21 protein-coding genes are annotated in these 26,173 nt (G+C 53.8%); 4 read left to right on the top strand and 17 right to left on the bottom strand.

Features of this window, described 5'->3' with window-relative positions:
* Positions 1-23: 23 nt before the first annotated feature.
* The 9 genes from sthA to K7H09_RS15505 form a co-directional block, all read right to left on the bottom strand.
* Positions 24-1,415, bottom strand: a complete 1,392-nt coding sequence (gene sthA / locus K7H09_RS15545; RefSeq protein ID WP_009286982.1) for a Si-specific NAD(P)(+) transhydrogenase — start codon at positions 1,413-1,415, stop codon at positions 24-26.
* Between the two features lie 60 nt (positions 1,416-1,475).
* On the bottom strand, positions 1,476-1,730 hold the full coding sequence (nqrM, locus tag K7H09_RS15540) for a (Na+)-NQR maturation NqrM (RefSeq protein WP_022523176.1): 255 nt from the start codon (positions 1,728-1,730) through the stop codon (positions 1,476-1,478).
* Positions 1,731-1,962: 232 nt separating this feature from the next.
* A complete protein-coding gene (nqrF, locus tag K7H09_RS15535) occupies positions 1,963-3,195 on the bottom strand; it encodes an NADH:ubiquinone reductase (Na(+)-transporting) subunit F (RefSeq protein ID WP_009286983.1) in 1,233 nt (410 codons plus the stop codon).
* A 72-nt stretch (positions 3,196-3,267) separates the two neighbouring features.
* Positions 3,268-3,885, bottom strand: coding sequence for an NADH:ubiquinone reductase (Na(+)-transporting) subunit E (nqrE, locus tag K7H09_RS15530; RefSeq protein ID WP_009286984.1), 618 nt, complete (start codon positions 3,883-3,885; stop codon positions 3,268-3,270).
* A 1-nt stretch (position 3,886) separates the two neighbouring features.
* The gene (locus tag K7H09_RS15525; protein ID WP_009286985.1) at positions 3,887-4,555 is read right to left on the bottom strand and encodes an NADH:ubiquinone reductase (Na(+)-transporting) subunit D; all 669 of its coding nucleotides are present in this window, start codon (positions 4,553-4,555) and stop codon (positions 3,887-3,889) included.
* Between the two features lie 2 nt (positions 4,556-4,557).
* Positions 4,558-5,379, bottom strand: coding sequence for a Na(+)-translocating NADH-quinone reductase subunit C (locus K7H09_RS15520; protein ID WP_009286986.1), 822 nt, complete (start codon positions 5,377-5,379; stop codon positions 4,558-4,560).
* Positions 5,379-6,602 (bottom strand): NADH:ubiquinone reductase (Na(+)-transporting) subunit B, encoded by a 1,224-nt coding sequence (locus K7H09_RS15515; protein WP_022523175.1) that lies wholly within the window; start codon positions 6,600-6,602, stop codon positions 5,379-5,381. Before K7H09_RS15515 ends, K7H09_RS15520 begins: the two co-directional genes overlap by 1 nt.
* Before the next feature lie 2 nt (positions 6,603-6,604).
* Positions 6,605-7,954: a Na(+)-translocating NADH-quinone reductase subunit A gene (locus K7H09_RS15510; RefSeq protein WP_027957530.1), complete on the bottom strand. Its 1,350-nt coding sequence runs from the start codon at positions 7,952-7,954 to the stop codon at positions 6,605-6,607.
* 306 nt (positions 7,955-8,260) lie between these two features.
* The gene (locus K7H09_RS15505) at positions 8,261-9,715 is read right to left on the bottom strand and encodes a glyceraldehyde-3-phosphate dehydrogenase (RefSeq protein ID WP_190373118.1); all 1,455 of its coding nucleotides are present in this window, start codon (positions 9,713-9,715) and stop codon (positions 8,261-8,263) included.
* Between the two features lie 231 nt (positions 9,716-9,946).
* Between K7H09_RS15505 and mfd the strand changes: the two genes are divergently transcribed.
* Complete coding sequence (gene mfd, locus K7H09_RS15500) at positions 9,947-13,396, top strand: transcription-repair coupling factor (RefSeq protein ID WP_022523172.1); 3,450 nt, start codon at positions 9,947-9,949, stop codon at positions 13,394-13,396.
* Positions 13,397-13,507: 111 nt separating this feature from the next.
* The gene (locus K7H09_RS15495) at positions 13,508-14,677 is read left to right on the top strand and encodes a L,D-transpeptidase family protein (protein WP_230805117.1); all 1,170 of its coding nucleotides are present in this window, start codon (positions 13,508-13,510) and stop codon (positions 14,675-14,677) included.
* Positions 14,678-14,854: 177 nt separating this feature from the next.
* On the opposite strand, the gene K7H09_RS15490 is transcribed toward K7H09_RS15495, so the two are convergent.
* The 6 genes from K7H09_RS15490 to K7H09_RS15465 form a co-directional block, all read right to left on the bottom strand.
* Complete coding sequence (locus tag K7H09_RS15490; protein ID WP_022523170.1) at positions 14,855-15,118, bottom strand: Lpp/OprI family alanine-zipper lipoprotein; 264 nt, start codon at positions 15,116-15,118, stop codon at positions 14,855-14,857.
* Positions 15,119-15,348: 230 nt separating this feature from the next.
* A complete protein-coding gene (locus K7H09_RS15485; protein WP_027957534.1) occupies positions 15,349-15,978 on the bottom strand; it encodes a L,D-transpeptidase family protein in 630 nt (209 codons plus the stop codon).
* A 154-nt stretch (positions 15,979-16,132) separates the two neighbouring features.
* A complete protein-coding gene (locus K7H09_RS15480) occupies positions 16,133-16,597 on the bottom strand; it encodes a 2-hydroxyacyl-CoA dehydratase (RefSeq protein WP_230805115.1) in 465 nt (154 codons plus the stop codon).
* A 46-nt stretch (positions 16,598-16,643) separates the two neighbouring features.
* Positions 16,644-17,105 carry a DUF6586 family protein gene (locus K7H09_RS15475; protein WP_230805114.1) on the bottom strand — a complete coding sequence of 154 codons (462 nt, stop codon included), beginning with the start codon at positions 17,103-17,105 and terminating at the stop codon, positions 16,644-16,646.
* Complete coding sequence (gene topA, locus K7H09_RS15470; RefSeq protein ID WP_009286991.1) at positions 17,102-19,729, bottom strand: type I DNA topoisomerase; 2,628 nt, start codon at positions 19,727-19,729, stop codon at positions 17,102-17,104. The genes K7H09_RS15475 and topA overlap by 4 nt, the downstream gene beginning before the upstream one ends.
* Positions 19,730-20,043: 314 nt before the next feature.
* The gene (locus tag K7H09_RS15465; protein ID WP_230805113.1) at positions 20,044-22,587 is read right to left on the bottom strand and encodes a DUF3141 domain-containing protein; all 2,544 of its coding nucleotides are present in this window, start codon (positions 22,585-22,587) and stop codon (positions 20,044-20,046) included.
* A 235-nt stretch (positions 22,588-22,822) separates the two neighbouring features.
* On the opposite strand from K7H09_RS15465, the gene K7H09_RS15460 reads away from it, so the two are divergent.
* Together K7H09_RS15460 and lipA are read left to right on the top strand one after the other, a co-directional pair.
* Positions 22,823-23,809, top strand: a complete 987-nt coding sequence (locus K7H09_RS15460; RefSeq protein ID WP_027957536.1) for a LysR family transcriptional regulator — start codon at positions 22,823-22,825, stop codon at positions 23,807-23,809.
* A 178-nt stretch (positions 23,810-23,987) separates the two neighbouring features.
* The gene (gene lipA, locus K7H09_RS15455) at positions 23,988-25,052 is read left to right on the top strand and encodes a lipoyl synthase (RefSeq protein WP_022523163.1); all 1,065 of its coding nucleotides are present in this window, start codon (positions 23,988-23,990) and stop codon (positions 25,050-25,052) included.
* Positions 25,053-25,163: 111 nt separating this feature from the next.
* On the opposite strand, the gene lipB is transcribed toward lipA, so the two are convergent.
* The gene (lipB, locus tag K7H09_RS15450; protein ID WP_009286994.1) at positions 25,164-25,826 is read right to left on the bottom strand and encodes a lipoyl(octanoyl) transferase LipB; all 663 of its coding nucleotides are present in this window, start codon (positions 25,824-25,826) and stop codon (positions 25,164-25,166) included.
* Positions 25,827-25,828: 2 nt separating this feature from the next.
* Positions 25,829-26,137 (bottom strand): HP0495 family protein, encoded by a 309-nt coding sequence (locus K7H09_RS15445; protein ID WP_022523161.1) that lies wholly within the window; start codon positions 26,135-26,137, stop codon positions 25,829-25,831.
* Positions 26,138-26,173 lie beyond the last annotated feature (36 nt).

Raw genomic sequence — 26,173 nt, 5'->3', positions numbered from 1 at the left:
CAAAGCCCTCGCTAAAGCTGTGGCTAGAAAACCCGGTTTAAACCATTCTGCGCAGCCACCCGGTACGCTTCTGCCATGGTCGGGTAATTAAACGTGGTATTTACAAAGTACTTGAGCGTGTTGGCATCGCCCTCTTGCTGCATGATCGCTTGGCCGATATGCAAAATCTCAGACGCCTGGTCGCCAAAACAATGAATACCGAGTATTTCCAGGGTGTCTTGGTGGAACAGAATTTTAAGCATACCCACAGTATCACCGGTAATTTGTGCCCTGGCGGTATCTTTGAAGAAAGCTTTGCCTACTTCATAGGGCACTTTGGCTTCGGTAAGTTCACGCTCATTGGGGCCGAACGAGCTAATCTCAGGGATGGTGTAGATTCCGGTAGGTACATCACTCACAAAGCGATACTCTTTATCGAGCAACTCATTGCACGAGTTCAAGCCTTGGTCGTAAGCCGCGCTCGCCAAACTCGGCCAGCCAATTACATCGCCCGCTGCGTAGATATGGGAAACCGCAGTGCGGTAGTGCTCATCAACGCTTAGCTGACCACGCCCATTGGCGGTTAAGCCAATGTTCTCAAGGCCTAAGCTGTCGGTATTACCGGTTCGCCCATTGGCCCACAAAAATGCATCAGCGCGAATTTTCTTGCCTGACTTGAGACGCACGACGACGCCTGACTCATCGCCCTCAACGCTCTCGTATTCTTCATTATGGCGAACCAGCACACCGTGCTTACGCAAATGGTAGGAGAGTGCATCGCTAATCTCATCGTCCAGGAACGACAGCAGGCTGTCACGGTTATTAATGAGATCAACTTTGACGCCCAAGCCCGAAAAGATCGATGCATATTCACAGCCAATCACCCCGGCGCCAAAAATTACCAGCGTGCGCGGGGTATGCGAGAGGCTTAATATGGTGTCAGAGCAGTAAATACGCGGATGGCGGAAGTTAATATCCGCCGGGCGGTAAGGGCGAGAACCAGTGGCAATCACGATTTTCTTCGCCACCAGTTCTTCCATGCCTTCCTGGCGGTCACGCACCAACAAGGTGTGCTCATCTTTAAATCGGGCGACGCCATGAAACAGATCAATGCGGTTGCGCGCATAGAAGGTGGTACGCATCTCTACCTGTTTATCGATGGTACCCCTTGAGCGTTCCATCACTTTGGGGAAGGAGAACCAGCGCGGCTCACCAATATCGCGGAACATACGGTTGGTGTTGAACGCCATGATCTGTTTCACCTGATGGCGCAGCGCTTTGGAAGGAATGGTACCCCAGTGAGTACAATTGCCACCTACCTGAACCTGTTTCTCAATAATCGCTACACGCTTGCCATGCTTTGCAGCGTTGATAGCAGCGCTTTCTCCTGCAGGCCCCGTACCGATCACCACAACATCGTAATTGTGAACCGCCATGCTCTCTGCGTCCCCTTGCTATTTTTGGTCAATCATCCCGTTGCATACAACGCAGTCTTGTTAGCGACGTGTAGCATCATAGCCCAAATCGGCACCACGGCTTTCATCGCTACGGCGGCGCACACCTCCGCGCTTGCGGTTCTCTTCTTCACAAACCTCATCTTTGCCACCGCAAATATCACAGCCATCTTTCATGCCGATTTGATTCAAACCGCCGCAAGAACCGGCAATTGGTTTGCGGCCCATGATGACGCCCACAGCCATCGCACCCATAATCAGTGCCATGAAACCGAATACCAGTAGCCAAATAGTCATATCAACCTCCCCGCTTCACATTGCTTCGCTTTAAATTATTGGTCTTACCTGACGACAACAGTCGTCGTGATAAGTGCCTCACGGTCATTCATCATTAAAGTGATTATACCTTAGCCAAGCCCCTCTTATCAGCGCGGTGATAAGTCATTCCCTTCACAAGGTTATATAAACAAACGGGGCCAGCCCAAAAGGCCAGCCCCGCTTAACGCTACTATCGACTTACGCCGACCGTTTAGCCACCGAAATCATCCAACAGGATATTTTCCGGCTCAACGCCCATATCAAGCAACAACTTGATAACCGATGCGTTCATCATCGGCGGCCCACACATGTAGTACTCGCAATCTTCAGGTGCTGGGTGATCCTTCAGATAGTTTTCGTACAGCACATTATGGATAAAGCCTGTCGGCCCTTCCCAATTATCTTCCGGCTGAGGATCAGATAGCGCCAGGTGCCACTCAAAGTTAGGGAACTCTTCGGCTAACTGGTCGTACTCTTCGTTGTAGAAGGTTTCACGCCAGGAGCGAGCACCGTACCAGAAGGTAATCTTGCGATCAGACTTCAAGCGCTTCAACTGATCGAAGATGTGACTACGCATCGGTGCCATACCCGCACCACCACCGATAAAGATCATCTCGGCGTCAGTATCACGGGCAAAGAACTCACCGAACGGTCCCATTACGGTGACCTTATCGCCCTCTTTAAGGCTGAAGACATAAGTCGACATCAAGCCAGGCGGATGGTCAGTGCCGGGAGGCGGCGTGGCAATACGGATGTTAAACTTGAGGATACCCTTCTCGTCTGGGTAGTTCGCCATGGAGTATGCGCGAATCACTTCCTCGTTGTTCTTGTGGGAAATTTTGAACATATCAAATTTTTCCCAATCACCCCGATACTCCTCGTCGATATCAAAATCAGAGAACTTGATATCGTAAGGCGGTGCAACGAGCTGTACATAGCCACCGGCGCGGAAGGCGACTTCTTCGCCCTCTGGCAGTTTCAGGTTTAACTCTTTGATAAAGGTGGCAACGTTGGGGTTGGCAATAACCTCACATTCCCACTTCTTCACCCCAAAGACTTCTTCAGGCACTTCGACTTTCATGTCCTGCTTCACAGGTACCTGACAAGAGAGGCGCCAGCCCTCTTTCTTCTCACGCATCGTGAAGTGCGACTCTTCAGTCGGCAGAATAGAGCCGCCGCCCTCTTCAACCCGACACTTACACTGGGCACAAGAACCACCGCCACCGCAGGCGGACGAGAGGAAAATGCCGTTAGCGGCAAGCGTGTTTAGCAGCTTACCACCGGCCTGGGTCTTCAAAGTGTGCTCAGGGTCGCCGTTGACCTCAATGGTCACGTCCCCGCTACTCACAAGCTTGCTGCGCGCTGCCAGAATGATCGCCGTCAAGCTAATAACGATGACCGTGAACATGACAACACCGAGCAAGATGACTGTTGTATCAACCATGTCGGTTTCCTATTGCTGGAGGTTTTCTATTACCCGGCGATGTTTGCCACCGCCGGGAAAAACCGGCTCCGATTAAAGCTGAATGCCCGAGAAGGACATAAAGCCCAACGACATCAGCCCCACGGTGATGAAAGTAATGCCCAGCCCTTGAAGGCCACCCGGCACATCGCTGTACTTCAGCTTTTCACGAATACCCGCCAGGGCGGCAATGGCCAATGCCCAACCGGTGCCCGCGCCAAAGCCATAGACCACGGCTTCGCCAAAGTTATAGCTACGCTCCACCATGAACAGTACGCCACCCAGGATGGCGCAGTTAACGGTAATCAGCGGCAGGAAGACCCCTAGCGCGTTGTAGAGCGACGGTACGTACTTATCAAGGAACATTTCCATGATCTGTACCAGCGCCGCAATGACACCGATGTAGGAGAGCAACCCAAGGAAGGAGAGGTCGATGTTTTCAGCACCGCTAATACCGGTCCAGGTCAGCGCACCTTCCTGTAGCAAGAAGGTATAGACAAGGTTGTTAACCGGCACGGTGACGGTCAATACCACAATCACCGCAATGCCCAAGCCAATCGCTGAGGAGACCTTTTTGGACACCGCCAAGAAAGTACACATCCCCAGGAAGAAGGCCAGTGCCATGTTTTCAACAAACACCGAGGCAACAAAAAGACTCAGATAATGTTCCATGTTACACGGCCTCCTTGGGCTTGGTGTTTTCCTTCATTTTGAACTCATTATCTTCTACTTGCTCAGGGTTAACGGAACGCATTACCCAGATCAGTAGACCGATAATAAAGAACGCTGAAGGCGGTAGTAATAGCAAGCCGTTAGGCACGTACCAGCCACCATTTTGCACGGTCTGGAGGATGGTAATGCCAAATACGCTGCCCGAACCCAGCAGCTCACGGAAGAAACCCACCACCATGAGTACAAAGCCATAGCCTAGGCCGTTACCAATACCGTCTAAAAACGACATGCCCGGCGTATTGGACATCGCAAAGCCTTCAGCGCGGCCCATGACGATACAGTTAGTAATGATCAAACCCACAAATACCGAGAGCTGCTTAGACATCTCATAGGCATACGCCTTGAGAATCTGATCAACCACGATAACCAGCGAGGCAATAATGGTCATCTGCACGATGATACGGATCGAAGAGGGAATATGATTCCTGATCAACGATACGAACAGATTTGAGAATGCCGTTACGAAAATAACCGCCAGCGCCATAACGAGCGATACGCTCATACTGGTGGTTACCGCAAGTGCCGAACAGATCCCCAGAATTTGCAGCGCAATAGGGTTGTTCTGGAAAATCGGCGCTGTTAAAACGCCTTTTGCATTTACGTCCGCCATGATCAGGCCCCCTCAACGTCTTCGAAGTTGGTATCGGTCTCTTCGGCGTCTTCCGGCTCAGTGCCACTGCGGAATTTAGCCAAATAGGGACCGAAAGCTTCTTCGCTCAACCAGAACTGCAGCATGTTAGTCACGCCGTTACTGGTCAGCGTAGCGCCAGATAGCGCATCGACTTCGTATTCGTCACTGGCGCCGCCTTTGGTCAGGTGAATCTCCGGTGAGAGGTCGCCCTCTTCATCGTAAATTTTCTTGCCTTCCCACTGGGCTTGCCAGCGCGGGTTGTTAACTTCTGCGCCCAAACCTGGCGTTTCACTGTGCTCGTAGTAGGTGATACTGACAATAGTATTGCCATCACCCTCTACTGCCAGGAAGCCACGCATCAAGCCCCAAAGCCCCTGACCACGAATCGGCAACACGATCTGTTCCGGATCGTCTTCACTGCCGACCAGATAAACAGTCGCGTAGTTTTCAACCCGTGAAAGGCCCGCGATGTCTTGATCGCCAGAAAGCGTGCGACCCGAGGCCGGGTCACGGGCAGCCTCAAAACTATCGTAGGTATCGGGATCGAACTCATCAGAGTACTCACCCGTATCCAGGTCAACGACCCGTGCGATGATCTCATCGCTAAACACCTCTTCAACGTCCATACCCGGCTCATAAAGCTTGGCAACGTTCAAGATGTTGGTTTTACGGTCGAGTTCCTGGTTAAGCTGCTGCATGGGTCGCAAGGCGACCGCCGCGGTCGAGACAATGACGGAGCACACGATACACAGTGCAAACGCCACAATCAGGACTTTCTTGATGGAGTTGTTACCTTGTGCCATTAGGCAGTCTCCTCGGCCGGTACGGCGGTTCGCTTCACGCGACGCTTGATGTTGGCCTGGACGAAGAAATGGTCAATCAGCGGTGCAAACAGGTTAGCGAACAGAATCGCCAGCATGATGCCTTCCGGGAAAGCCGGGTTCACAACGCGAATCAAAACAGTCATCACACCAATCAGCGCACCAAACAGCAGACGGCCTTGATTGGTCATCGACGCCGACACTGGATCGGTTGCCATGAAGACCATACCGAAAGCGAAACCGCCGATCACCAGATGCCAGTACCACGGCATGGCAAACATTGGGTTGGTATCAGAGCCGATTAGATTAAACAGCGTACTGGTCACTACCATGCCCAGGAGTACCCCCAGCATGATTCGCCAAGAGGCAATTCCCGTCCACAGCAACACAGCGCCGCCGATAAAGATGGCTAGTGTCGAGACCTCCCCGATCGAGCCAGGGATAAAACCGATGAAGGCATCCCACCAGCTAAAGGTGTCGGTCAACGCAGACATACCGTCCTGGAACGCAAGAGAGAGTGCCGTCGCACCAGTATAGCCATCAGCGGCAACCCATACAGAGTCACCGGAGATTTGCGCGGGATAGGCAAAGTAAAGGAATGCACGACCGGTCAGCGCGGGGTTCAAGAAGTTTTTCCCCGTGCCGCCGAAGATCTCTTTACCGATCACCACACCAAAGGTGATACCCAAGGCAACCTGCCAAAGGGGGATGGTGGCGGGCAGTACCAGCGCGAAGAGTACGGAAGTGACGAAGAAGCCTTCGTTGACTTCGTGACCGCGCTTGATAGCGAACAGCACCTCCCAGAAACCACCGACCACAAAGGTGACCAGGTAGATAGGTAGGAAGTAGGTAGCGCCAAGGACAAAGTTAGCCCACAGGCTATTCGCATCATGACCGGACGACAGCGTCATCATAATCGCTTCGCGCCAGCCTCCCATAGAGGCATAGCCCGCATCAATTGCCGTGTTGGCCTGCCAACCAGCGCTCCACATGCCGAAAAACATCGCCGGAAAAGTACACATCCACACGGTAATCATGATGCGTTTAAGATCGATACCGTCACGCACATGCGCGGTGGTTTTAGCCACGCTCGGTGGCGTGTAAAAAATAGTATCTACCGCTTCAAACAGCGGATAGAACTTTTCGTACTTTCCGCCTTTGTGGAAATGCGGCTCGATATTTTGGAGTGTCTGTTGAATACCCATTATCAGGCCTCTTTCTCGATCATGGTGAGATTATCACGCAGGATGGGGCCATATTCGTATTTGCCAGGGCAAACATACGTGCACAGCGCCAGATCCTCTTCGTCCAGCTCCAAACACCCAAGCTGCATGGCAACCTCAATGTCGCCCACGATCAACGAACGCAATAGCTGAGTCGGCATGATATCTAGCGGCATCACCTGCTCATAGGCACCTACCGGCACCATAGCACGCTCGGAACCATTGGTAGAGGTCGTCGGAGCATAGTTGCTGAGCCCCTTAATCTTGGAGATATAAATACCCAAGACCGAGTGACGATTAGCACCAGGAGACAACCAACCCATAAACGTGCGCTTGTTGCCCTCTTCCAGCAAACTCACTTGATTGCTGAAGCGGCCAAGGTAGGTCAACTTACCTTCAGCGGCAAAGCCAGAGAATACCGAACCAGAAATTACGCGAGTGTCCTCGGGTTTGATGACTTCGTTGGTCAGGAGTTCATCTGTACTAGCGCCGACACGGGTACGAATCAGACGCGGATTTTCAGCACGCGGGCCACCAATGGCAACCACACGGTTCATATCCAGCTTCCCTTCTACAAACAACTTACCGAACGCAATAACGTCCTGGTAGCCGATATGCCACACTTTTTTGTGCAGTGCGACTGGAGAAAGGTAGTGAATATGCGTGCCGACAAGTCCCGCAGGATGAGGGCCGGCAAAGCTTTCGGTTTTTACGCCGTCAACATCGCCACCCGGGACTGAGGCATTTTCGCCCGTACATAAGAAGACGTTGCCCTCGGTCAGGCGCGCTAACACCTTGAGGCCATCCTCGAATGCCTGCGACTGCTCGTTAATGATCAACGCAGGGTCAGGGCTAAGTGGATGGGTATCCACGGCGGTTACAAAAATATCGGCCGGGGTGCTATCAATGGCCGGGGTGCGCGAGAAAGGACGAGTGCGCAATGCAGTCCAGAGTCCCGATTCTACCAGTTGGTCGACAACGACCTGACGTTCAAGCTGCGCTAAGGCATTACGATCATGAGCAGCGAATTCGACCGCTTCCTCAGTTTCGTCTACTTTAATTACGACAGACAGCAAACGACGTTTTTCGCCACGGTTTATTGCAAGCACTTCACCGGCAGCGGGCGCTGTATAGCGCACACCAGCAATTTTCTTATCGGTGAAGAGCAATTGGCCCAGTTTGACCTTATCCCCTTCCTGGACTTCCATCGTCGGCTTCATGCCAACGTAGTCGGTACCCAGGATTGCCACGTGGCGCACAGGCCGCGCATCTTCAATACGCTGCTCGGGCGCTCCCGTGATGGGGAGATCCAGGCCTTTTTTGACTTCGATCATAGTCTCGCCCAGTTGTTGGATCGGATATACGAAGGTATGGGGTTCGAATGCTTATTTTCTGCTCAGCGAATTGTTATTTTCTGCTCAGATTGTTACCAGTCCGGCCCAAGCAGCACTTGAACCACCCCGAAAAATCCATCGTATTATAAAGATAAGCGCGTCCAATGACCACATCCCTGATGACCACCAAAAGTGCTATATACATTGGCAAAAGATGAGATTGAGACCAAAAAAACGCCACCCGAAGGTGGCGTCAACGCATTCTCTTAGCTCTAACACACGGCATGCGGGCTTTGCTAAGTTTAACTAGCGAGGAAGTTTTAAAAACCGTACGTTAGACATTTGCTGCAAAATACGTACAACCTGGCAGCTATAACCAAACTCATTGTCATACCACACATAAATGACCGCATGATGGCCGTTGGCGATGGTAGCTTTAGCATCCACGATACCGGCATGACGATTGCCCACAAAGTCTGACGACACCACTTCTGCTGAATCGACAAAGTCAATTTGCTTCTGGTAGGCAGACTCGATCGACATACGGCGCAAGTAGTCATTTAGCGCTACGGCATCTGTCGCTTTATCCAGGGTCAGATTGAGAATGGCCATAGAGACATTTGGGATTGGCACACGAATGGCGTTGCCGGTCAGCTTACCCTCTAGCTCAGGTAGCGCTTTCGATACGGCCTTGGCTGCCCCTGTCTCGGTCAATACCATATTCAGCGCCGCACTACGGCCACGACGGTCACCTTTATGGTAGTTGTCGATCAAGTTCTGGTCGTTGGTATAGGCATGCACGGTTTCCACATGCCCATTCACCACACCGTACTCGTCGTTGAGTACCTTCAATACCGGAACGATCGCATTGGTAGTGCAAGAGGCAGCAGAGACGATGAGATCGCTGTCGCCAATGGATTCATGGTTAATACCGTAAACGATGTTTTTAATATCGCCTTTACCCGGTGCCGTTAGCAGCGCTTTGGCAGCGCCTTTACACTTCAGGTGCTGGCCCAAGCCCTCTTCATCGCGCCAGATACCGGTATTATCAACAATCACCGCGTTATCGATATCATACTCGGTATAGTCAATCTCACTGGGCGAATCGGCGTAAATAACCTGAATAACATTGCCGTTGACCGTCAGCGTGCGGGCCTCTGCATCGACCATGATGGTGCCGTCAAAAGGCCCATGTACTGAGTCACGACGCAGCAGGCTGGCGCGCTTCTCAAGGTCTTTAGCCACATCGCCACGGCCACGCACCACAATAGCGCGCAAACGCAGCAGATTACCGCCCCCGGCCTTCTCTATCATCACTCGTGCCAGTAAACGACCAATACGACCAAAACCGTAGAGCACCACGTCTTGCGGCTCACCGGTGCTAGCCCCCGGCTGGTAGCCATCAATAATCTCTTGCAGCTCTTTACGCAGGAAGGCTTCGACATCGCCACCGCCTCGGTTCTTGAACATCACCGCCAGCTTACCTACATCCACATGGGCGGGGCCAAGGTTCAAGGCGACCATCCCCTTCACGATAGAGTAGGTATCCTCAACGGAGAGCTCAGTCCCTTCTATTTTACGCACGAAGCGGTGGTCTTTAAGAATGCGGATGACCGACCGTTTAATAAGTGAACGCCCGAACATGGTGGCAACGACGTTATTCTGACGATAGAGCTGCCCTACTAACGGGATCATCTGCTCCGCCAAGGCTTCGTTGCCTTGCCATTCTTGAAAAACGTTTTCGAGCGCTTGCTGACTCACGTGCGGCCTCATCAGGTAGTGGGAACGGAGAGTGTATTATCCGGGGCAAGCGCAGCGGTCGCAATGACTGGATAGTCGCACAACATGTAGGGGTATTACAGAAATGCCAATCTCACTACAAAACCTCTTTCAGTACAGATTAACCCGCTACCTTAAGCCGCGGCACTCTAACTGAAACGGGTGATCGTGTATGATCTCCCTTCCGTTTCAGCGCAAAACGATATCTTGCTTATGCCGACATTCTCTCTGCTCGAACCGCCCCAGCCCCAAGGGACTCGCGATACGCTCTACTGGACATCGCCGCCGGGTAGCGCGACTGCGCTGGCACTCTCCCGCGTTGCTGCGAAAGCTCCGCTATTGGTGATCACTCCCAATACGGCCAGCGCGCAGCGTCTTGAACAAGATCTCTATTTTTATAGCGACGTACCGGTACTGCCCTTCCCCGACTGGGAAACGCTGCCCTACGACAGCTTTTCACCCCATCAGGATATTGTCTCGGCGAGACTGCGTACCCTGCGCCAACTGCAAGATGGCGTGCGCGGCATTGTGCTGGTGCCGATCAACACGTTGATGCAGCGCTTGCCCCCGGTTGAGTACATTGCCGGGCGGGTCATGACACTCAAAACTGGCGAGCGCTTGAATCGCGAAGCGTTTCGGGAATCGCTCTCCCGAGCGGGCTATCGCGCTGTCGAAACAGTCTATGAGCCCGGCGAATACGCCATGCGAGGTGCGCTGATTGACCTGTTTGCGATGGGTATGGATGAGCCGATCCGTATTGACCTGTTCGACGACGAGATCGATTCGCTGCGCCACTTCGACCCTGGCAGCCAGCGCTCGACTGATAAGCTTGAATCGCTAGAATTGCTACCCGCCCACGAGTACTCGCTAAGCCGCAGCGCGATTGCCTGTTTTCGTGAGCAGTTTGAAACCCTGTTCGACGTTGATCCGCGGCAATGCCCTCTTTATAACGATGCGTTGAAAGGCATTCCTTCACCGGGGCTTGAGCACTATTTACCACTGTTTTTTGAACACACCGCATCGCTGTTTGACCACCTGACCGACGATACACGAGTCGCACTGCTGCCGGGAGTTTTTGCTGCCGCCGAGCAGCACTGGCAGTCGATCGACGCTCGCTACGTAAACTTGGGCGTTGACCCAACCCGCCCGCTGCTGCCACCGCACCGAGCGTTTTTCCCGGTCAACGATGTATTCTCGGCAATCAAAGCCTGCCCGCGAATAGAGTTAACCGAGGATAGCGAGCAGCGCCATGCGCAACAGCCTGAAGCCGCACCGCTTCCCACACTCTCTATTAATGCCCGCGCCAAGCAGCCATTGGCGGAGCTGTCAGCATTTTTGCACTCCCATGCCCAAACCCGGGTGCTGTTTGTGGCGGAGTCGCGGGGTCGCCGGGAAGCCCTGGAAGAGATCCTGTCGCCACTTCAGCTCTCGCTTCCGCATACCGATAGCTTCCACGACTTTCTCGCTAGCGATCATACCTATGCAATTACGGAAGGTTTGGTCGACAGCGGCTTATGGCTAAATAATCCAAGTATTGCGGTAATTAGTGAAACCGAGCTGTTTGGTGACGTGGTACGTCAGAGCCGTCGGCGCGAAAAAGCCACGGATGACAATGAGCTTGCAGTACGCCACTTGTCGGAGCTGCGCGAAGGTGCGCCAGTGGTTCACCAGGCCCACGGCGTGGGCCGCTATTTAGGGCTGGAAACCTTAGAGGCCGGTGGCCAGGCAAATGAGTTCCTGGCGCTCTCCTACGCCGATGGTGCCAAGCTTTATGTGCCTGTCGACAGCCTGCATATGATCTCCCGTTACAGCGGGGCCGGTGACGAACTGGCCCCGCTGCATAAGCTCGGTTCGGACCAGTGGGAAAAAGCCCGCCGCAAAGCCGCCGAAAAAATTCGCGATACCGCTGCAGAGCTGCTGGATGTCTACGCCCGCCGGGAAGCCCAGCAAGGGGTGGTCTATGAGGCGCCAGGCGAGGAGTATCTGCGTTTTGCGGGTAACTTCCCATTTGAAGAGACCGCTGACCAGCACGCGGCGATTGAAGCGGTCATCAGCGATATGACCTCCCCGCAGCCCATGGATCGCGTGGTGTGCGGCGATGTCGGCTTCGGCAAAACCGAAGTGGCCATGCGCGCGGCATTTTTGGCCGTACAGTCTGGCCGCCAAGTGGTGGTATTGGTGCCCACTACGTTGTTGGCGCGCCAGCACTTCGAGAACTTCCGCGACCGCTTTGCTGACACCGCCGTCAATATTGGCCTGATCTCGCGCTTTACCAGCGGCAAAGAGGTCACCCAGACACTAGAGAGCATTAAAAGCGGCCAAACGGATATCGTCATCGGCACCCATAAACTGCTCGCCAAAAGCGTTGAGCTGCCCAAAATGGGCCTGCTGATCATCGATGAGGAGCACCGCTTCGGGGTGGCGCAAAAAGAGAAGCTCAAAACGCTGCGTGCCGAAGTCGATATTTTGACGCTGACCGCGACCCCTATTCCGCGCACGCTCAATATGGCCATGAGCGGCATCCGTGATCTGTCGATTATCGCTACGCCGCCCGCCCGCCGTCTGTCGGTTAAAACCTTTGTTCAGCAGCACGACACCAGTATCATCAAGGAAGCCCTGCTACGTGAAATACTGCGTGGTGGGCAGGTCTATGTACTGCATAACGAAGTCAAAACCATTGAAAACAGTGCCGAACAGATTCGTGAACTAATCCCCGAAGCGCGGGTAGCGGTTGCCCACGGCCAGCTTCCCGAGCGCAGCCTGGAACGCATTATGTCGGACTTCTACCACCGGCGCTTTAACGTGCTGGTGTGTTCGACCATCATTGAAACCGGCATTGATGTACCCAGCGCCAACACCATTATTATCGAACGTGCTGATAAATTTGGCTTGGCACAGCTACACCAACTGCGGGGCCGGGTCGGCCGTAGTCACCATCAGGCGTACGCCTACCTATTAACGCCACCGCCCAAAGCGATGACCCGTGATGCTATCAAGCGTCTGGAAGCAATTAGCGCTTCGGATGATCTAGGCGCTGGCTTTACCCTGGCCAGCCACGATATGGAAATCCGTGGCGCGGGTGAACTGCTGGGGGATGAACAGAGCGGCCAGATGGAAACCATCGGCTACACCCTCTATATGGAGATGCTGGATCGAGCGGTGAAGGCCATTCGCGCGGGTAAAACGCCCAATATCGATGCGCCCTTCAATACCGGCGTGGAAATCAACCTCAACCTGCCTGCGCTGATTCCAAGTGATTATATTCACGATGTTCAGCAGCGCCTGGTGATGTACAAGCGGATTGCCAACACCCAGAGCGATAGCGAACTTAAAGAGCTACAGGTTGAGCTGATCGACCGCTTTGGCTTGCTGCCCAACCCGGTGAAAAACCTGATTCGCCAGACCAAGCTGCGCCACCGTGCCGAGCAACTGGGAATCAGCAAAATCGAGGCTGGCGAGAGCCGCGGTAGAGTACTGTTTGATAGCAGCACCCAGGTGGATCCCTTAACCCTGGTGACCCTCATTCAGACGTCACCAAAGCACTATCGTTTAGATGGCTCTGACACCTTACGGTTTGAATTACCAATGGAAAGTGTCGACAAGCGCTTCCAGCAACTTGAAAACCTACTTAGCACCCTTAACCAAAAAGTAGCGGCGGCGTGAAGCTTGGGGCAAACTTGCCAGTAGCCATGGCCCAGTTGATCAACAGCCGTTTATTGATCCCAGTGGCCCAGCAACGCGCATCAGCAGTGAATTAACACATTAGGAACGATCATGAACATTCGCGATACCTTTACCCTTTGGGGCCCTACCAGCTTGGCCGTGCTACTCGCCGCTAGCCTGGTGAGCCCCGCTTTTGCGCAACCAGCTAACGAGCAAGCCGACAGCCCAACACAGGCGCAAGAGCAGCAGACTCAAGACAGCTCAGAAGAATCGCCACAGGCGCAAGCACAGGAAATCAGCATAGACGCCGTCGATAGCGCCGCTCAGGTTGCTGATCAGGATGAGCTACCCCGTGGTCACTTCCGCCTACCCGAAGAAGGCGATGTCATTGGTGAGCGCTACACCGTCGTTGTCGAAGACCCCAAGCAGACGCTGATCGATATCGCCCGACGCCACAACATTGGCTATGAAGAGATTCGCATGGCCAACCCGGGTGTCAGCCTCTGGGTACCTGGCGTAGGTACCGAAGTGGTGATCCCCGCCCAATACATTCTTCCGCCTGCGCCGCGGGAAGGCGTTGTCATTAACCTTTCTGAGCTACGTCTCTACTACTACCCTGCCGACAAACCCGGCATCGTCGAAACCTACCCGGTTAGCGTGGGGCGTGAAGAGTTCGCTACCCCCGTAGGCATCACCCGCACCACGGTTAAGGTTAAAGACCCCGCCTGGGCTCCACCGGCATCTATGCGTCGCGAAGCAGCCGAACGCGGCGAACCAGCGCCTTCCGTGGTACCGCCCGGCCCTAACAACCCCTTGGGCGAGCACGCAATTCTGCTGGCCATGCCGAGCTATCTCATTCACGGTACCAACCGCCCTGATGGCGTCGGTATGCGCGTTAGCCGTGGCTGTATCCGCATGTACCCGGAAGATATCAAATCGCTCTACGAGCGTTTGCCTAGCGGTACTCAGGTCAACCTGATGGATGCACCGTTCAAAGCGGGCTTTGCAGCCGATGGCACGCTGTTTGTGCAATCTTTCCCACAGCTGGAAGAGAACGCGGAAGGCTTTGAGCCACTGCTTAATGCCCTTGAACGCGTCACTGAGCTAACTGGCAGTGACGTTGAAATAGACGCGGATCAGATTCAGCGCGCCGTAGAAGCTCCTGACGGCCAATTTATCGCGCTATATGGCCCTCAGGCTCCCGAGCCAGAACCAGAGCCTGTTGAGCTGATTGACGAGCTTAAGCTCAGCGCCGCCACTGACGACGATAAAGACGCTTAACCGAACACCTAGCAACAAAAAACCCCGCCAAGGCGGGGTTTTTGCGTAGCTAGTATCAAAACCTACTGGTCTGACGCTTTAACGTACAGCGCCTTACTACGGCATATTAACTAACTACAGCTTTCTTCCAGCAGCTGCTGAGAGAGTCAGACGACTCCCTCAGCAGCCCAAGCAGAATTACTTCTGCATGGAACGCTGGAACATACGGTTCATTTCTTCACGGTTCTGCTCAGACATCTGCAGAGCAGCCTGCGCGTCGCGCTGGGCTTGGTTTGCAGTGTTCATAGCTTGTGAAGCCATGCTGCGTGCTTCTGCAGCGTCAGCCTGTGCAGATTCTGCAGTCATGCGAACTTCTTCCAGCGCGCTGGTAGAAGCACAACCAGCAAGAATTGCCAGAGAAGCGGCAGCAGCAGTCATCTTCAGAGTAGTTTTCAGAGTCATAATGTTCTCCTTGAGTCGTCCTTGGGTACTACGTTAAGGGTATGACAAAGGTAAGGCTAGTCACTTAAATTAGAATAAGTTCTTAGCTTAAATTTGTCTACCTGCGGTGCAGGTTCTTTTCAGTGACTTGTGCTGCAAAGCACGCAAGTCAAACGCTGTTTTATAATAGACCACAGCGGTTGTCTATAGCCACTTGTTTAAAACCTCGAACTTCCATCAACGGCGTTAGCTTAACGGATCACTACCCGAGTGCCAACACCCACTAGCGCTGCCAGGCGATCGATTTGATCGTTGGTAACGGCAACACACCCCTGAGTCCAGTGATAGCGCCCATGAATATCGGGGTCTGCGCTACCCAGGCCATGAATTCCAATCGCCCCACCCAGTGCGGTATCTTGCGGGGGGCGACCGTAACGTCGATAGTAGTCGAAGTAGTCATCATAATCAGCTTGGGAATAAATCCCTTTTTCCAGCGCCATTCTAGCGTGCGCTGGGGTTGGGTAATCAATGCCTATGAAGGTACGCCACTGGCTTTCGTAATTAAAACGGTTGACATGAAACTCCCCCATGGGAGTCACATTATCGCCGCGAACCCGTTGGGTTTTAGCCCCAGCACGGCCAAGTGATATGGGCGCAAACCGCTCCAGCAGCGCGTTACCCCGAAACACGCTAAGGGTGGCCTCTTTGTCGTCTACCAGCACCCACAGTTCGTTGCTATGACGCGGCACATGAGCGCGACTCAGTATCGTTTCTACGAGATCGGTGGCGGTATCCTGACTGGGCGCAGTAACAGCAGCACTGGCCACGGCTGGCAAGCTCAACACCATGGCTAAAAATCGACGGCGATTAACTAAAAACATGACAGCTCTCGAAACAAGTTAGCCCGCGATTGACCGACTCGGCGCATCTGGTGGCTGTTATACCCTATTCCCACATTCGCCGTTAGCAATTTCGTCATGTACACGACTGACGCCCCGAAGAGCAGTAACCGATAATCCACTAGTAGAGACCCCATCAAACGCCCTGAAACTCTTCCATACTCGCCATTATATTGCGTATCTCGGAATTATGTCCTTGAGCCAGGGCATTGAAAAACTCCTCTTCAGGCTCAATTTTCGCTCGTGCCGCGCGATGCTCGTAGAGCGCTTGAAGGCGCTGATGCGACGATGTGGCAGTTCTCATCGCATCCTCTAGCGAGCCGGTGATGGTTTGTTCCGACAAGCGATCCAACTCAGGCGGCTGGGGGAAATCGCTGGAATCATCGAACCATAACTCCAGCACTTCTGAATGGTCAGAGCCATCGTGGAAGAGATCTTCAAGCCCCGTTTTCATTTTTAGCTCACGGCTGGCCAAGTAATTAAACGCCATCTCTAAGCGCTGATTCTCAGCATCCTCAGCGGCTTCGCTATACTGTCGCGCCATCCGGGCATGAAAACCCGCCGCCCATTCGATTAAATCTTTCACCTGGTTATAGCGCATCATGATCTCCTTTCTTAACGACTTGAGCGATGCATAACAATAAACACTACCACTCCAGGCTGGTTTCGCGCAGCGCGCCTATTTCACGCTTGGCCGCCTGAAGATTATCCAGTAACTGCTGGCGCAAACCGGCCTGATTACTCACGGCAATCATAGCGGGGTTGTGAGTTTCGCGCCGCGCAGCACCTTCGTCACTATGTAGGCGCTCAAGTTGCCCCTCCAACCAGTTCAACCAGCTTTCCGGCTGGGCTTTCAAGTCGCGCAGACGTTGCAGCTCGGCCAAGGCAGGGCCATCCTGGGCCAGCAATACAGTCCAGCGATGCTCCGACAGCCGAGCGTGTTCAGTAACTTCGCGCAGTAACGACTCAAGCGCCAGCTCAAAAAGCGCCAGCGCACTCTCTTCCAACGCCATCTGCCGCGCAGAAGCATGCTCATCACTTCCCGCGGGCAAGGTGACTAATAGCTCCGCCTGATAGAGCAGCTGGTTGGTTCGTGACCGTGCATTCACTTGCGTTTGTCCTCCACGTGCCATTTACCGGCATCAAACATGGCTTTCCAGCCTGTGGCCTTGCCCTCCTCGTCGGTCATCACGTACTGCTCTTTGCTCTTCCGCGAGTAGCGGATTTGCGCCGGGCGACCATCCGGATCTTCACTCGGCGCTTTAAGAATGAAGTGATACTTTTCGGGCAGCTCATCGGCGTGCGCTTTCAACTCTTTCACCAGCGGCGGCCGTGTTTCACGATTTTTAGGGAACTTGCTGGCAGCCAAAAACAGCCCGCTTGCGCCATCACGCAGCACGTAATGGTCGTCAACTTTTTGGCAAGCCAGTTCCGGCATCGGGATCGGGTCCATTTTTGGCGGCGCCACTTCGCCGCTTTTCAATAGCTTACGGGTGTTTTTACATTCGCTATTGGTACAGCCAAAATACTTGCCAAAGCGGCCTGACTTCAACTGCATCTCAGAGCCGCACTTATCGCACTCGATGATCGGGCCGTCGTAGCCTTTGATCTTGAATTTGCCGCCTTCAACTTCGTAGCCGTCACAATCGGGGCTGTTACCACAGATGTGCAGCTTACGCGTTTCATCGATTAGGTAGTTGTCCATCGCCGTGCCACACTTGGGGCAGCGACGCTTGGCACGCAGCGCATTGGTTTCGGCCTCTTCTCCCGCGTCTTCGGCCACCGCCTCTTCACCAGGAATCAGGTCAATGGTGGTTTTACAACGCTCTTTGGGCGGCAAATTGTAGCCACTACAACCCAGGAAAACCCCGGTGGAAGCGGTACGAATTTGCATATGACGACCACAGCTTGGGCAGTCGATATCCGTTGGCACCGGCTGATTGGGGCGCATGCCATCTTCGCTCTCAGCCTTGGCCAGCTCTTCACGGAATTCTTCGTAGAAGGCATCCAGCAGCGCCTGCCAGTTGCGTTCGCCTTCAGCGACCTCATCCAGACTATCTTCCATGCGGGCAGTGAACGAGAAGTCCATCAAATCAGGGAAGGACTCTTTCAACCGCTCGGTGACGATATCGCCCAGCTTTTCGGCATAGAAACGACGGTTTTCCAGCTTCACATAGCCGCGATCCTGGATCGTTGAGATGATTGAAGCGTAGGTTGACGGTCGGCCAATGCCCTGCTTTTCAAGCTCTTTGACCAGGCTTGCTTCGGTGTAGCGTGGTGCTGGCTTGGTAAAGTGCTGCTGAGGATCGAGCGCTTCCAGTGCCATAGGCGTACCTTTTGGCAAGTCCGGTAAGCTCTGATCTTCATTTTTACCACTAGGCTTCATCACCCGGGTATAACCATCAAACTTCAGTACACGTCCTTTGGCACGTAGCTCGTAGCCATCGACTTCAACACTCAGCGTGCTTGAAAGGTACTCTGCAGGGGTCATTTGGCAGGCCACAAATTGACGCCAGATCAGCTCGTAGAGACGCTCGGCATCCCGCTCCATTCCGGCCAGATCGGAAGCCTTACGCTCGACACTGGAAGGGCGAATCGCCTCATGGGCCTCTTGAGCACTCTCTTTGCTGCTATAACGATTAGGTGCTTCTGGCAGGTAGCGTTCGCCGAACTCTTCACCGATATAGCTACGCACACCCTCAACCGCATCTTTCGATAAGTTGGTGGAGTCGGTACGCATATAGGTGATGTAACCCGCCTCATAGAGGCGCTGAGCCATGGTCATGGTTTTCTTCACAGAAAAACCTAACCGGCCACTCGCCGCTTGCTGCAGCGTAGAGGTAATAAAGGGTGCCGTGGGCTTTGAACTGGTGGGTTTGTCTTCCCGTGAGGTAATCGCCAGCTTGGCTTTTCTAAGCTGCTCAATACGCGCCAGAGTGTCTTTTTCGGAGGTAGGCTTAAAGGCCTTGCCATCCTGACGAACCAGGGCAAAACGCACCAGTTCACCCTCAGGAGAGGCCAAATCCGCGTGCACATCCCAAAACTCTTCAGGAATAAAGGCACGGATTTCGCGCTCGCGCTCAACAATTAGACGTACCGCGACTGACTGTACGCGGCCAGCCGACAGCCCGCGCGCTACTTTCGCCCACAGTAGAGGCGAAAGCATAAAGCCCACAACGCGATCCAGGAAACGCCTTGCCTGCTGCGCCTCTACCCGGGGGATATTGAGCGCGCCAGGCGCCTTGAAAGCGTCTTGAATCGCGTTTTTGGTGATTTCGTTGAACACCACGCGCTTGTAGCGGCTGTCATCGCCACCGATGGTTTCGCGCAGGTGCCAAGCAATGGCTTCCCCTTCGCGATCCAAATCCGTTGCGAGGTAGACAGCGTCAGCCTTCTCAGCCAGCTTCTTTAGCTCGGCAACGACTTTCTCTTTTCCGGGCAGCACCTCATAGCGGGCTTCCCAGCCGTTGTTGGGGTCAATCCCCATCCGCCGAATCAGCTGATCTTGGCTTTTACGTTTTTTATATTCTACTTTCTCTTCCGCCGACATCTTGCGTGTCGCTGCGGCCTGGCGCGCGCGCTCCTTGGGGTCGGAGGCTGCCTTACCTGAGCCGCTGGTCGGCAGGTCACGAATGTGGCCCACGCTCGACTTCACGATGAAATCGTTGCCGAGATATTTGTTAATCGTCTTCGCTTTCGCTGGCGACTCGACGATGACCAGTGACTTGCCCATAGTGCTCCACTTTCCTAATGCACGGACTGTCTAGCGCGTGCTCTGAATTCGGTGCCGTATCGACGGGCTGAAACTGCCCGTTAAAAAAGATACGGATGAAAAAATGCGCCTACCCTACCCCAGCCCTTAGCTAAGCGCCAGTGGCAACCAAGCCGTAGGGAGAATCCATAGACTTTAGACAACCAGGGTTATATTTCAGACAAATAGTAGCTAGACACTAGACTGCCACCGACATTACAGCAACCCAAAAGGTAATAAGGCAAACAAAGCGCCCCCACCAAATAGGCGGGGGCGCAATGAGCTAATGTACTGATTTAGCGTTTAGGCGGCGTCTTTTTATGTCTGGTAGTGCTGGTGGGTTTAGCCGCCGGCTCACTGGCCGACTCGCTAGTCGCAGCAGATTTAGACGATGACTCCTTAACCACAGACTCCTCATTCACCACGGGCTGCTCCTTGGCCACTGGCGCAGACGAAGTCGTTTGCGTTTCGGCCAGCTTAGCAGTAGCAGCTTTGGGCTTAGCGGCAGGCTTAGTTGTCGAAGCCGCTTTGCTGGCCGTCGGCTTGCTCGCAGCTGGCTTATTCGCTACCGATTTGCGGGGTCTCGCCTTATCAAACAACACTTTAATTTGAGCAAAGCGCTCAGCAGCATGCTCTGAAAGATCGCCGCTGGCGGCAAAGACATGCTCAAGGTGGCTAATATAGCCATCGACATCATCGTTGCTGCTACCTGCTAGCAAAGTAGGCAGCGAATTCAACGCCTGCTCACGATCCAGCTTCAAGATAAAGAACTGCTCGCGCACCAAGTTTTTAAAATCACTCAGTTCGATACCAGGCTCAAGCTCCGCACGGGAGGCGCGTAGCCGCTTAAAGTTACGCTCATCTGTAGCTGGGGCGCCACCGAGCACATAGATAAGCGAGCGCATAACCGCTTCATGGGCACTGCCCTTAGCAATTTTCTCTCGCAGCTCTTCCTGACGCTGCTCAATAAAGCGACGGTGCTCGGGCTCTGCCCCTGGACGGCGGCGGTGTACATGGGCATCGCCATACAGACCGACAGCAGCCTGCAATAGCGGCTGGCCGTAGATATCCATAAACATTTTTTCGGTGCTGCTATCCCGCAAATCGCGCATCGCATTGAGGCTGGCGACCAGTTGATCAGACCCCATGGTTTCAAGCGTTTTGAACAGATTATCTTTTGATACTGGGTGACGATTTTTGCGCACTGCTTCCGCCATTACCGGTAGCGGCACCGAAAGTGGATTACGATCAGAAAGCAGTTTGTAGCCCAAACGGATAGGGTGCATACGACGGATCAAGCGGGCAGCCTCCGGTGTCATGATGGCTTTTAGCCACGGCTGCAAAAAGAGCCGATACATCCCCAAATTGATTTCTGAGATCCGCGCCACGGTGGCAAAACGACGATCATCCTCCGGCTTGTGCATTACTGCCTGGTCTAACTCTTCAAAGTTACGCGGCATAAATTCGAGCAGATAATCCCGCTCGAACAGCTCAGCGTCTTCACCCTTCTCTGCCGGAGATATGGAGGTTTCGTACAGCCCAGGCGGCAGTACGTCGATGTAATCCATATTGGCGGTGAATTCGGTATGCTCTTTGCGCGATACGCTGCCCGAAACAAATATACCTAGATGGCCGGTCGTATCATGCTGGCAATAGACGATGGTTTGCTCATTGGCAATGATGTCATCGGTGTTTGCATATAAATCACGAATCCACCCCAATGCTTGAGGCGGCGGAGTAATGTCATCCCCACGCGAACAGAACACAACCACCGGCGAACGCACATTACGCAGGTCGATTCGGCGGCCATCATGGGTGACCAGCTGCGCGGTAGAGAGCCGATTACCGACAAATAGATTATCGACGATATACTGAATCTCTTCACCGCCTAATACGACGTGACCACCCCACCAACGCTCAAAATCGAGGTATCGGCCCGCTTCGGTATCGATATTGTCGTAAAGGTGATACTGCTTTTTCCAGTAGGTATTAGCCGGGTTGAGGCGCTCGAAGTTCTGCACCAGCCACGCCCCGTCAAACAGGCCGTCGCCAATATCACTGGTGAGTGCCGTAATCCAGCTGCCTCCCGCCATCCCGCCGGTATAGCGCATGGGGGCTTTGCCGTGTTCACCAGCCCAGTAGGAGAGTGGCGCGCCAGCAATCAGGATAGGGCCAAAAACGTCAGGCTCCAAGGCAGCCGCCATCATGATCTGCCAGCCCGCCTGGCAATTGCCCACCACCATCGGTTTTTCAGTCGTTTCGGGATGCAGCTCAATCACATGGCGCAAAAAAGCGATCTCCGACTCGACCACATCCTCAACGGTTTGGCCTGGCTCAGGAAACGGCAAAAAACCAATAAAGTAGCAGGGGTGCCCCGCTTTAAGCGCCACGCCCAACTCACTGTCCGGCTTAAACCCTCCAATCCCTGGCCCATGCCCCGCACGTGGGTCAACCACTACAAACGGGCGCTTTTGCAGATCAATTTCTGTCCCTTCGTGGGGCAACACACGCAACAGTTCGTAGTTGGTTGGCCGCGGCAGCGTCCGACCATCCATCAGCACTTCGGTATCGAACCCCAACACATTGGGCTTGGTTTGCTCCATATGCTCGAGGTACTGATTACCGCGTTCGCGCATAACGTCCAGATAGAGAACGCTGCGCTCCATGCTATCGCGCCAGTAACCAAAGGCTGCACGCCCAAACCCGAAAGGATCGAATAATGAAGCGATCGCCTCACTTCCAGGTATGGCTGTGGAATCATTTTGTTGCTTCAACCATGCGCTAGTGAAAGCGTTAGCAGGAAACATAGTCTTGGCGAGTGGGTTAGCAAGAAAGTTCATAGGGTCTCCCGTTGGGTTGATGCACAGGCATCAGACCCGAAAGCAATGATGCTGCAATGCAATATAGTCTAGGCCACTATGCGCACGGCGTCGATCTTTAACCCTGGCAATTACGCCTTATGTGACTAATGAAGTCCTGTTTAGGCAGTCTAAAAGATTCAGTGTTAGCATGCTTTGCCCTGGCGATGAAGCCTGATTTTGATATTAGTTAAAGGGTGCTCACTACGAGGTTTTTATGTCATCCCCCAATCTGCTCAATCGCCTAACATTTCGGCAACTCCAGGTCTTCCAGGCGGTGCATCGGCAGCGCTCCTACTCTCGTGCAGCTGAGCAACTGGGACTGACCCAGCCAGCAGTCAGCGCGCAAATACGGCAGCTTGAGTTGGCACTGGGTCAGCCTCTGTTTAATTATGCGGGTAAAACGCTTCACACGCTTCCCGCCGCCGATACCCTCGCCCACTCAGCGCGCGAAATTTTTGGCCAACTGTCACGGCTGGAAATGAACCTATCGGATATTAACGGCAAAATAAGCGGCGAACTCAACATCGCAGCGGTTTCCTCAGCCCAATATGTGGTGCCTTATTTACTTGCCCGCTTCCGTGCTCACTATCCCGAAGTACATGTCCGCTTAAAGGTATGCAATCGCTGCCAGGCACTCGATCGATTGGCTGAGCAGCAGGACGACTTGGTTATCATGGCCATGGTGCCTGAAGACGATCGCTTGGTAGTGATGCCGATTATTGATAACGAACTGATCGCCGTCGTCTGGCCCGAGCATCCGCTACTTTCGATGCCGCAACCCTCCTTAGCAGACTTTGCGCGCCATTACGTGCTAATGCGCGAACCCGGTTCCGGCGTACGCAACGCTTTTGAGCAGATGGCGGCCAGTCAGCAGGTCGCGCTTCCCCACTGTATTGAGTTAGGTACCAATGAAGCGATTAAAGGGGGCGTCATGGCTCACTTAGGTGTTGCCGTGCTGCCGCGTTTGGCGGTGCAGCTGGAGCTTGAGCAGGGGTTACTGTTTGAGCTGGGGTTGCCCGACTTTCCCATCCACCGCTCTTGGTGCACGGTCTATACGCGGGAGCGCTTACCCACTCCGGTCGCCGAGCTATTTTTGAGTTTCATCCGTGAACACTTACCCGACTATCGCCGTCACTTTCAGGCGCCCGCCAGCCCCTTACCCAGCCATGGGGTAGCCTGTTTGCCGATACTTCCCTCCTGAAGGCGAGTGATGGCTTACGGTGTCTTGTTGGCAGCGAGATATGTTACATTAGCCATCATTAGCGCGATAAAATATTGAGCAAACTTCGTATTAACCAGGTATCAATAGGCAGGCTTGGAACAGGGTTAAACCTTTTTTACGCCTTCGGCCTACCGCACAGAAGAGAGGCTCTGTCACTATGAGCAATAACCCCTCGCAGCGCGTGTCCAGCGGTGAAAAATACCGTAATGAACATGGCATGTCGGTGATCAAGGATGGCATGAAGCAGCGTAAAGCGCAGCCAGAGGCCCCTTCTGTTGAGCTTGAGCGCAAACCCAAGTGGCTGCGAGCACAGATTCCAGGTGGCGAGCGTTTTGAAGCGGTCAAGAAAAACGTCGCGACCCACCGATTAAGCACTGTTTGCGCTGAATCCCACTGCCCCAATATGGGCGAGTGCTGGAGCAACGGCACGGCCACTATCATGCTGATGGGCTCGGTATGTACCCGCGCCTGTCGGTTCTGCGCAGTAGACACCGGCAACCCCCAGGGCTGGCTTGACCACGAAGAGCCTGAAAATACGGCTAAATCTGTAGAGCTCATGGGGCTGCGTTATATCGTACTGACTTCAGTGGACCGTGACGACCTCGACGATGGCGGCGCAACCCACTACGCCAACTGCATTCGCGCGATCAAAGCGCGCACACCCGAGGTGGTAGTCGAAGCCTTGACGCCCGACTTTGATGGTGACCTTGCCGCTATCGAACGCGTCGTCGATTCAGGCCTACAGGTATTTGCCCAAAATGTGGAGACCGTGGAACGCCTGACAGGCCGAGTGCGTGACCGGCGGGCAGGTTACCGCAAAACCCTCGATGTCCTTGCTCATGCCAAGCGCTACCGCCCAGATATCATCACCAAAACCAGCCTGATGCTGGGCTTGGGTGAAACCGACGAAGAGATTTTGCAAACGTTTGATGATTTACGTGAGATCGGCGTCGATATTGTCACGCTTGGCCAGTACCTTCGCCCGACCAAAAATCACCTGTCGGTGGAGCGCTGGGTAACGCCTGAAGAGTTTGATCGCTACCGCGTGATTGGCCTGGAAAAAGGCTTTATGGAAGTGCCCTCTGGCCCGCTGGTACGTTCAAGCTACCGCGCTGATCGCGTGTTTGAGAAAAACAACCTGGGGCTCGCCTCACCTGCCGCGATTCCCGGTCAGGAGCAAGAAGCAAACCCCAATATTATTCCAGCGCTCAACGTAGGATAGGCTTAAATTAAGCGTTCTACGGGGCTTGCTACTATGTATGGAGCGGGTTTTAAGACCCGCTTTATAAGCCTCGTTTTTTGAACCGTTTTTTTAATAACGGTGACCCAATTTTTACAGTGGCGTGTTCTCGACACTGACCAATTCGCGGTTTAGCCGTTTAGCCAGCGCCTCGGCCAGCTGCTCACCCACCCGATGATCACCTGATAACGAGACGAGGTCAGCCAACTTCGCCATGGGCATACCTGCATAGCCGCAGGGGTTAATGCGCAAAAAAGGCGTCAGGTCACCGTCTACATTCAACGCCACGCCGTGAAAGCTCGCCCCCCGACGAATACGCAGGCCAAGTGAGGCAATCTTCGCCTCACCCGCTTCTGTCATCACATAAACCCCTGGAGCATCGGGCCGAGCTCGGGCGCTCACGCCATAGTGGCTCAAGACGTCAATTACGGCATTCTCCAATGCAGTGACTAAATCGCGCACGCCAATTTTTCCCCGCCGTACATCCAGCAGCGGGTACAGCACCACCTGCCCTGGCCCGTGATAAGTGACTTGCCCCCCCCGATCAACGTGCACCACCGGAATATCGCCGGGCAGCAGCAGGTGTTCGGGCTTGCCAGCCTGTCCTTGGGTAAACACCGGGTCATGCTCGACCAACCAGAACTGATCAGGGGTTTGCGCATCCCGTGTATCGGTTAGCGTGCGCATAGCTTCCCACACTGGCAGGTAGGCCTGGTGACCCAAATCGTGCAACTCAATCGGCACGGCGTTTTCCACGGTTACACCACCATATGCACACGGCCAGTAGCCTTGAGGTCGTCGAACAACTCTTTAATATGCTGCTCTCCGGTCGCTCTAATCACCACACGTACCGATTGAAAACGGCCATTGCGGCTATCGACCACCTGCATTGCCGTTGCATCGAAGTCGGGGTCATGGCGCACAATCACTTGGCACACACAGGCAGGAAAATCTTCGGCCGCATCGCCGACGACTTTTAACGAGTAATCACATGGGAAAGTGATTTTAGGCGGCTCCTGAGCCGCCGGTTGGCGCAAATCACGAAGTCCCGGAGCACCTTTTTTCATAACAAACCTATTTCGTAAAGACTGATTTTCACAAAG

Source organism: Halomonas sp. IOP_14, assembly GCF_021021315.1.
Classification (GTDB): Bacteria; Pseudomonadota; Gammaproteobacteria; order Pseudomonadales; family Halomonadaceae; genus Vreelandella; species Vreelandella titanicae.
Note: the sequence above shows the minus strand (reverse complement) of the source record. Positions and strands in the feature narration are given on the sequence as shown.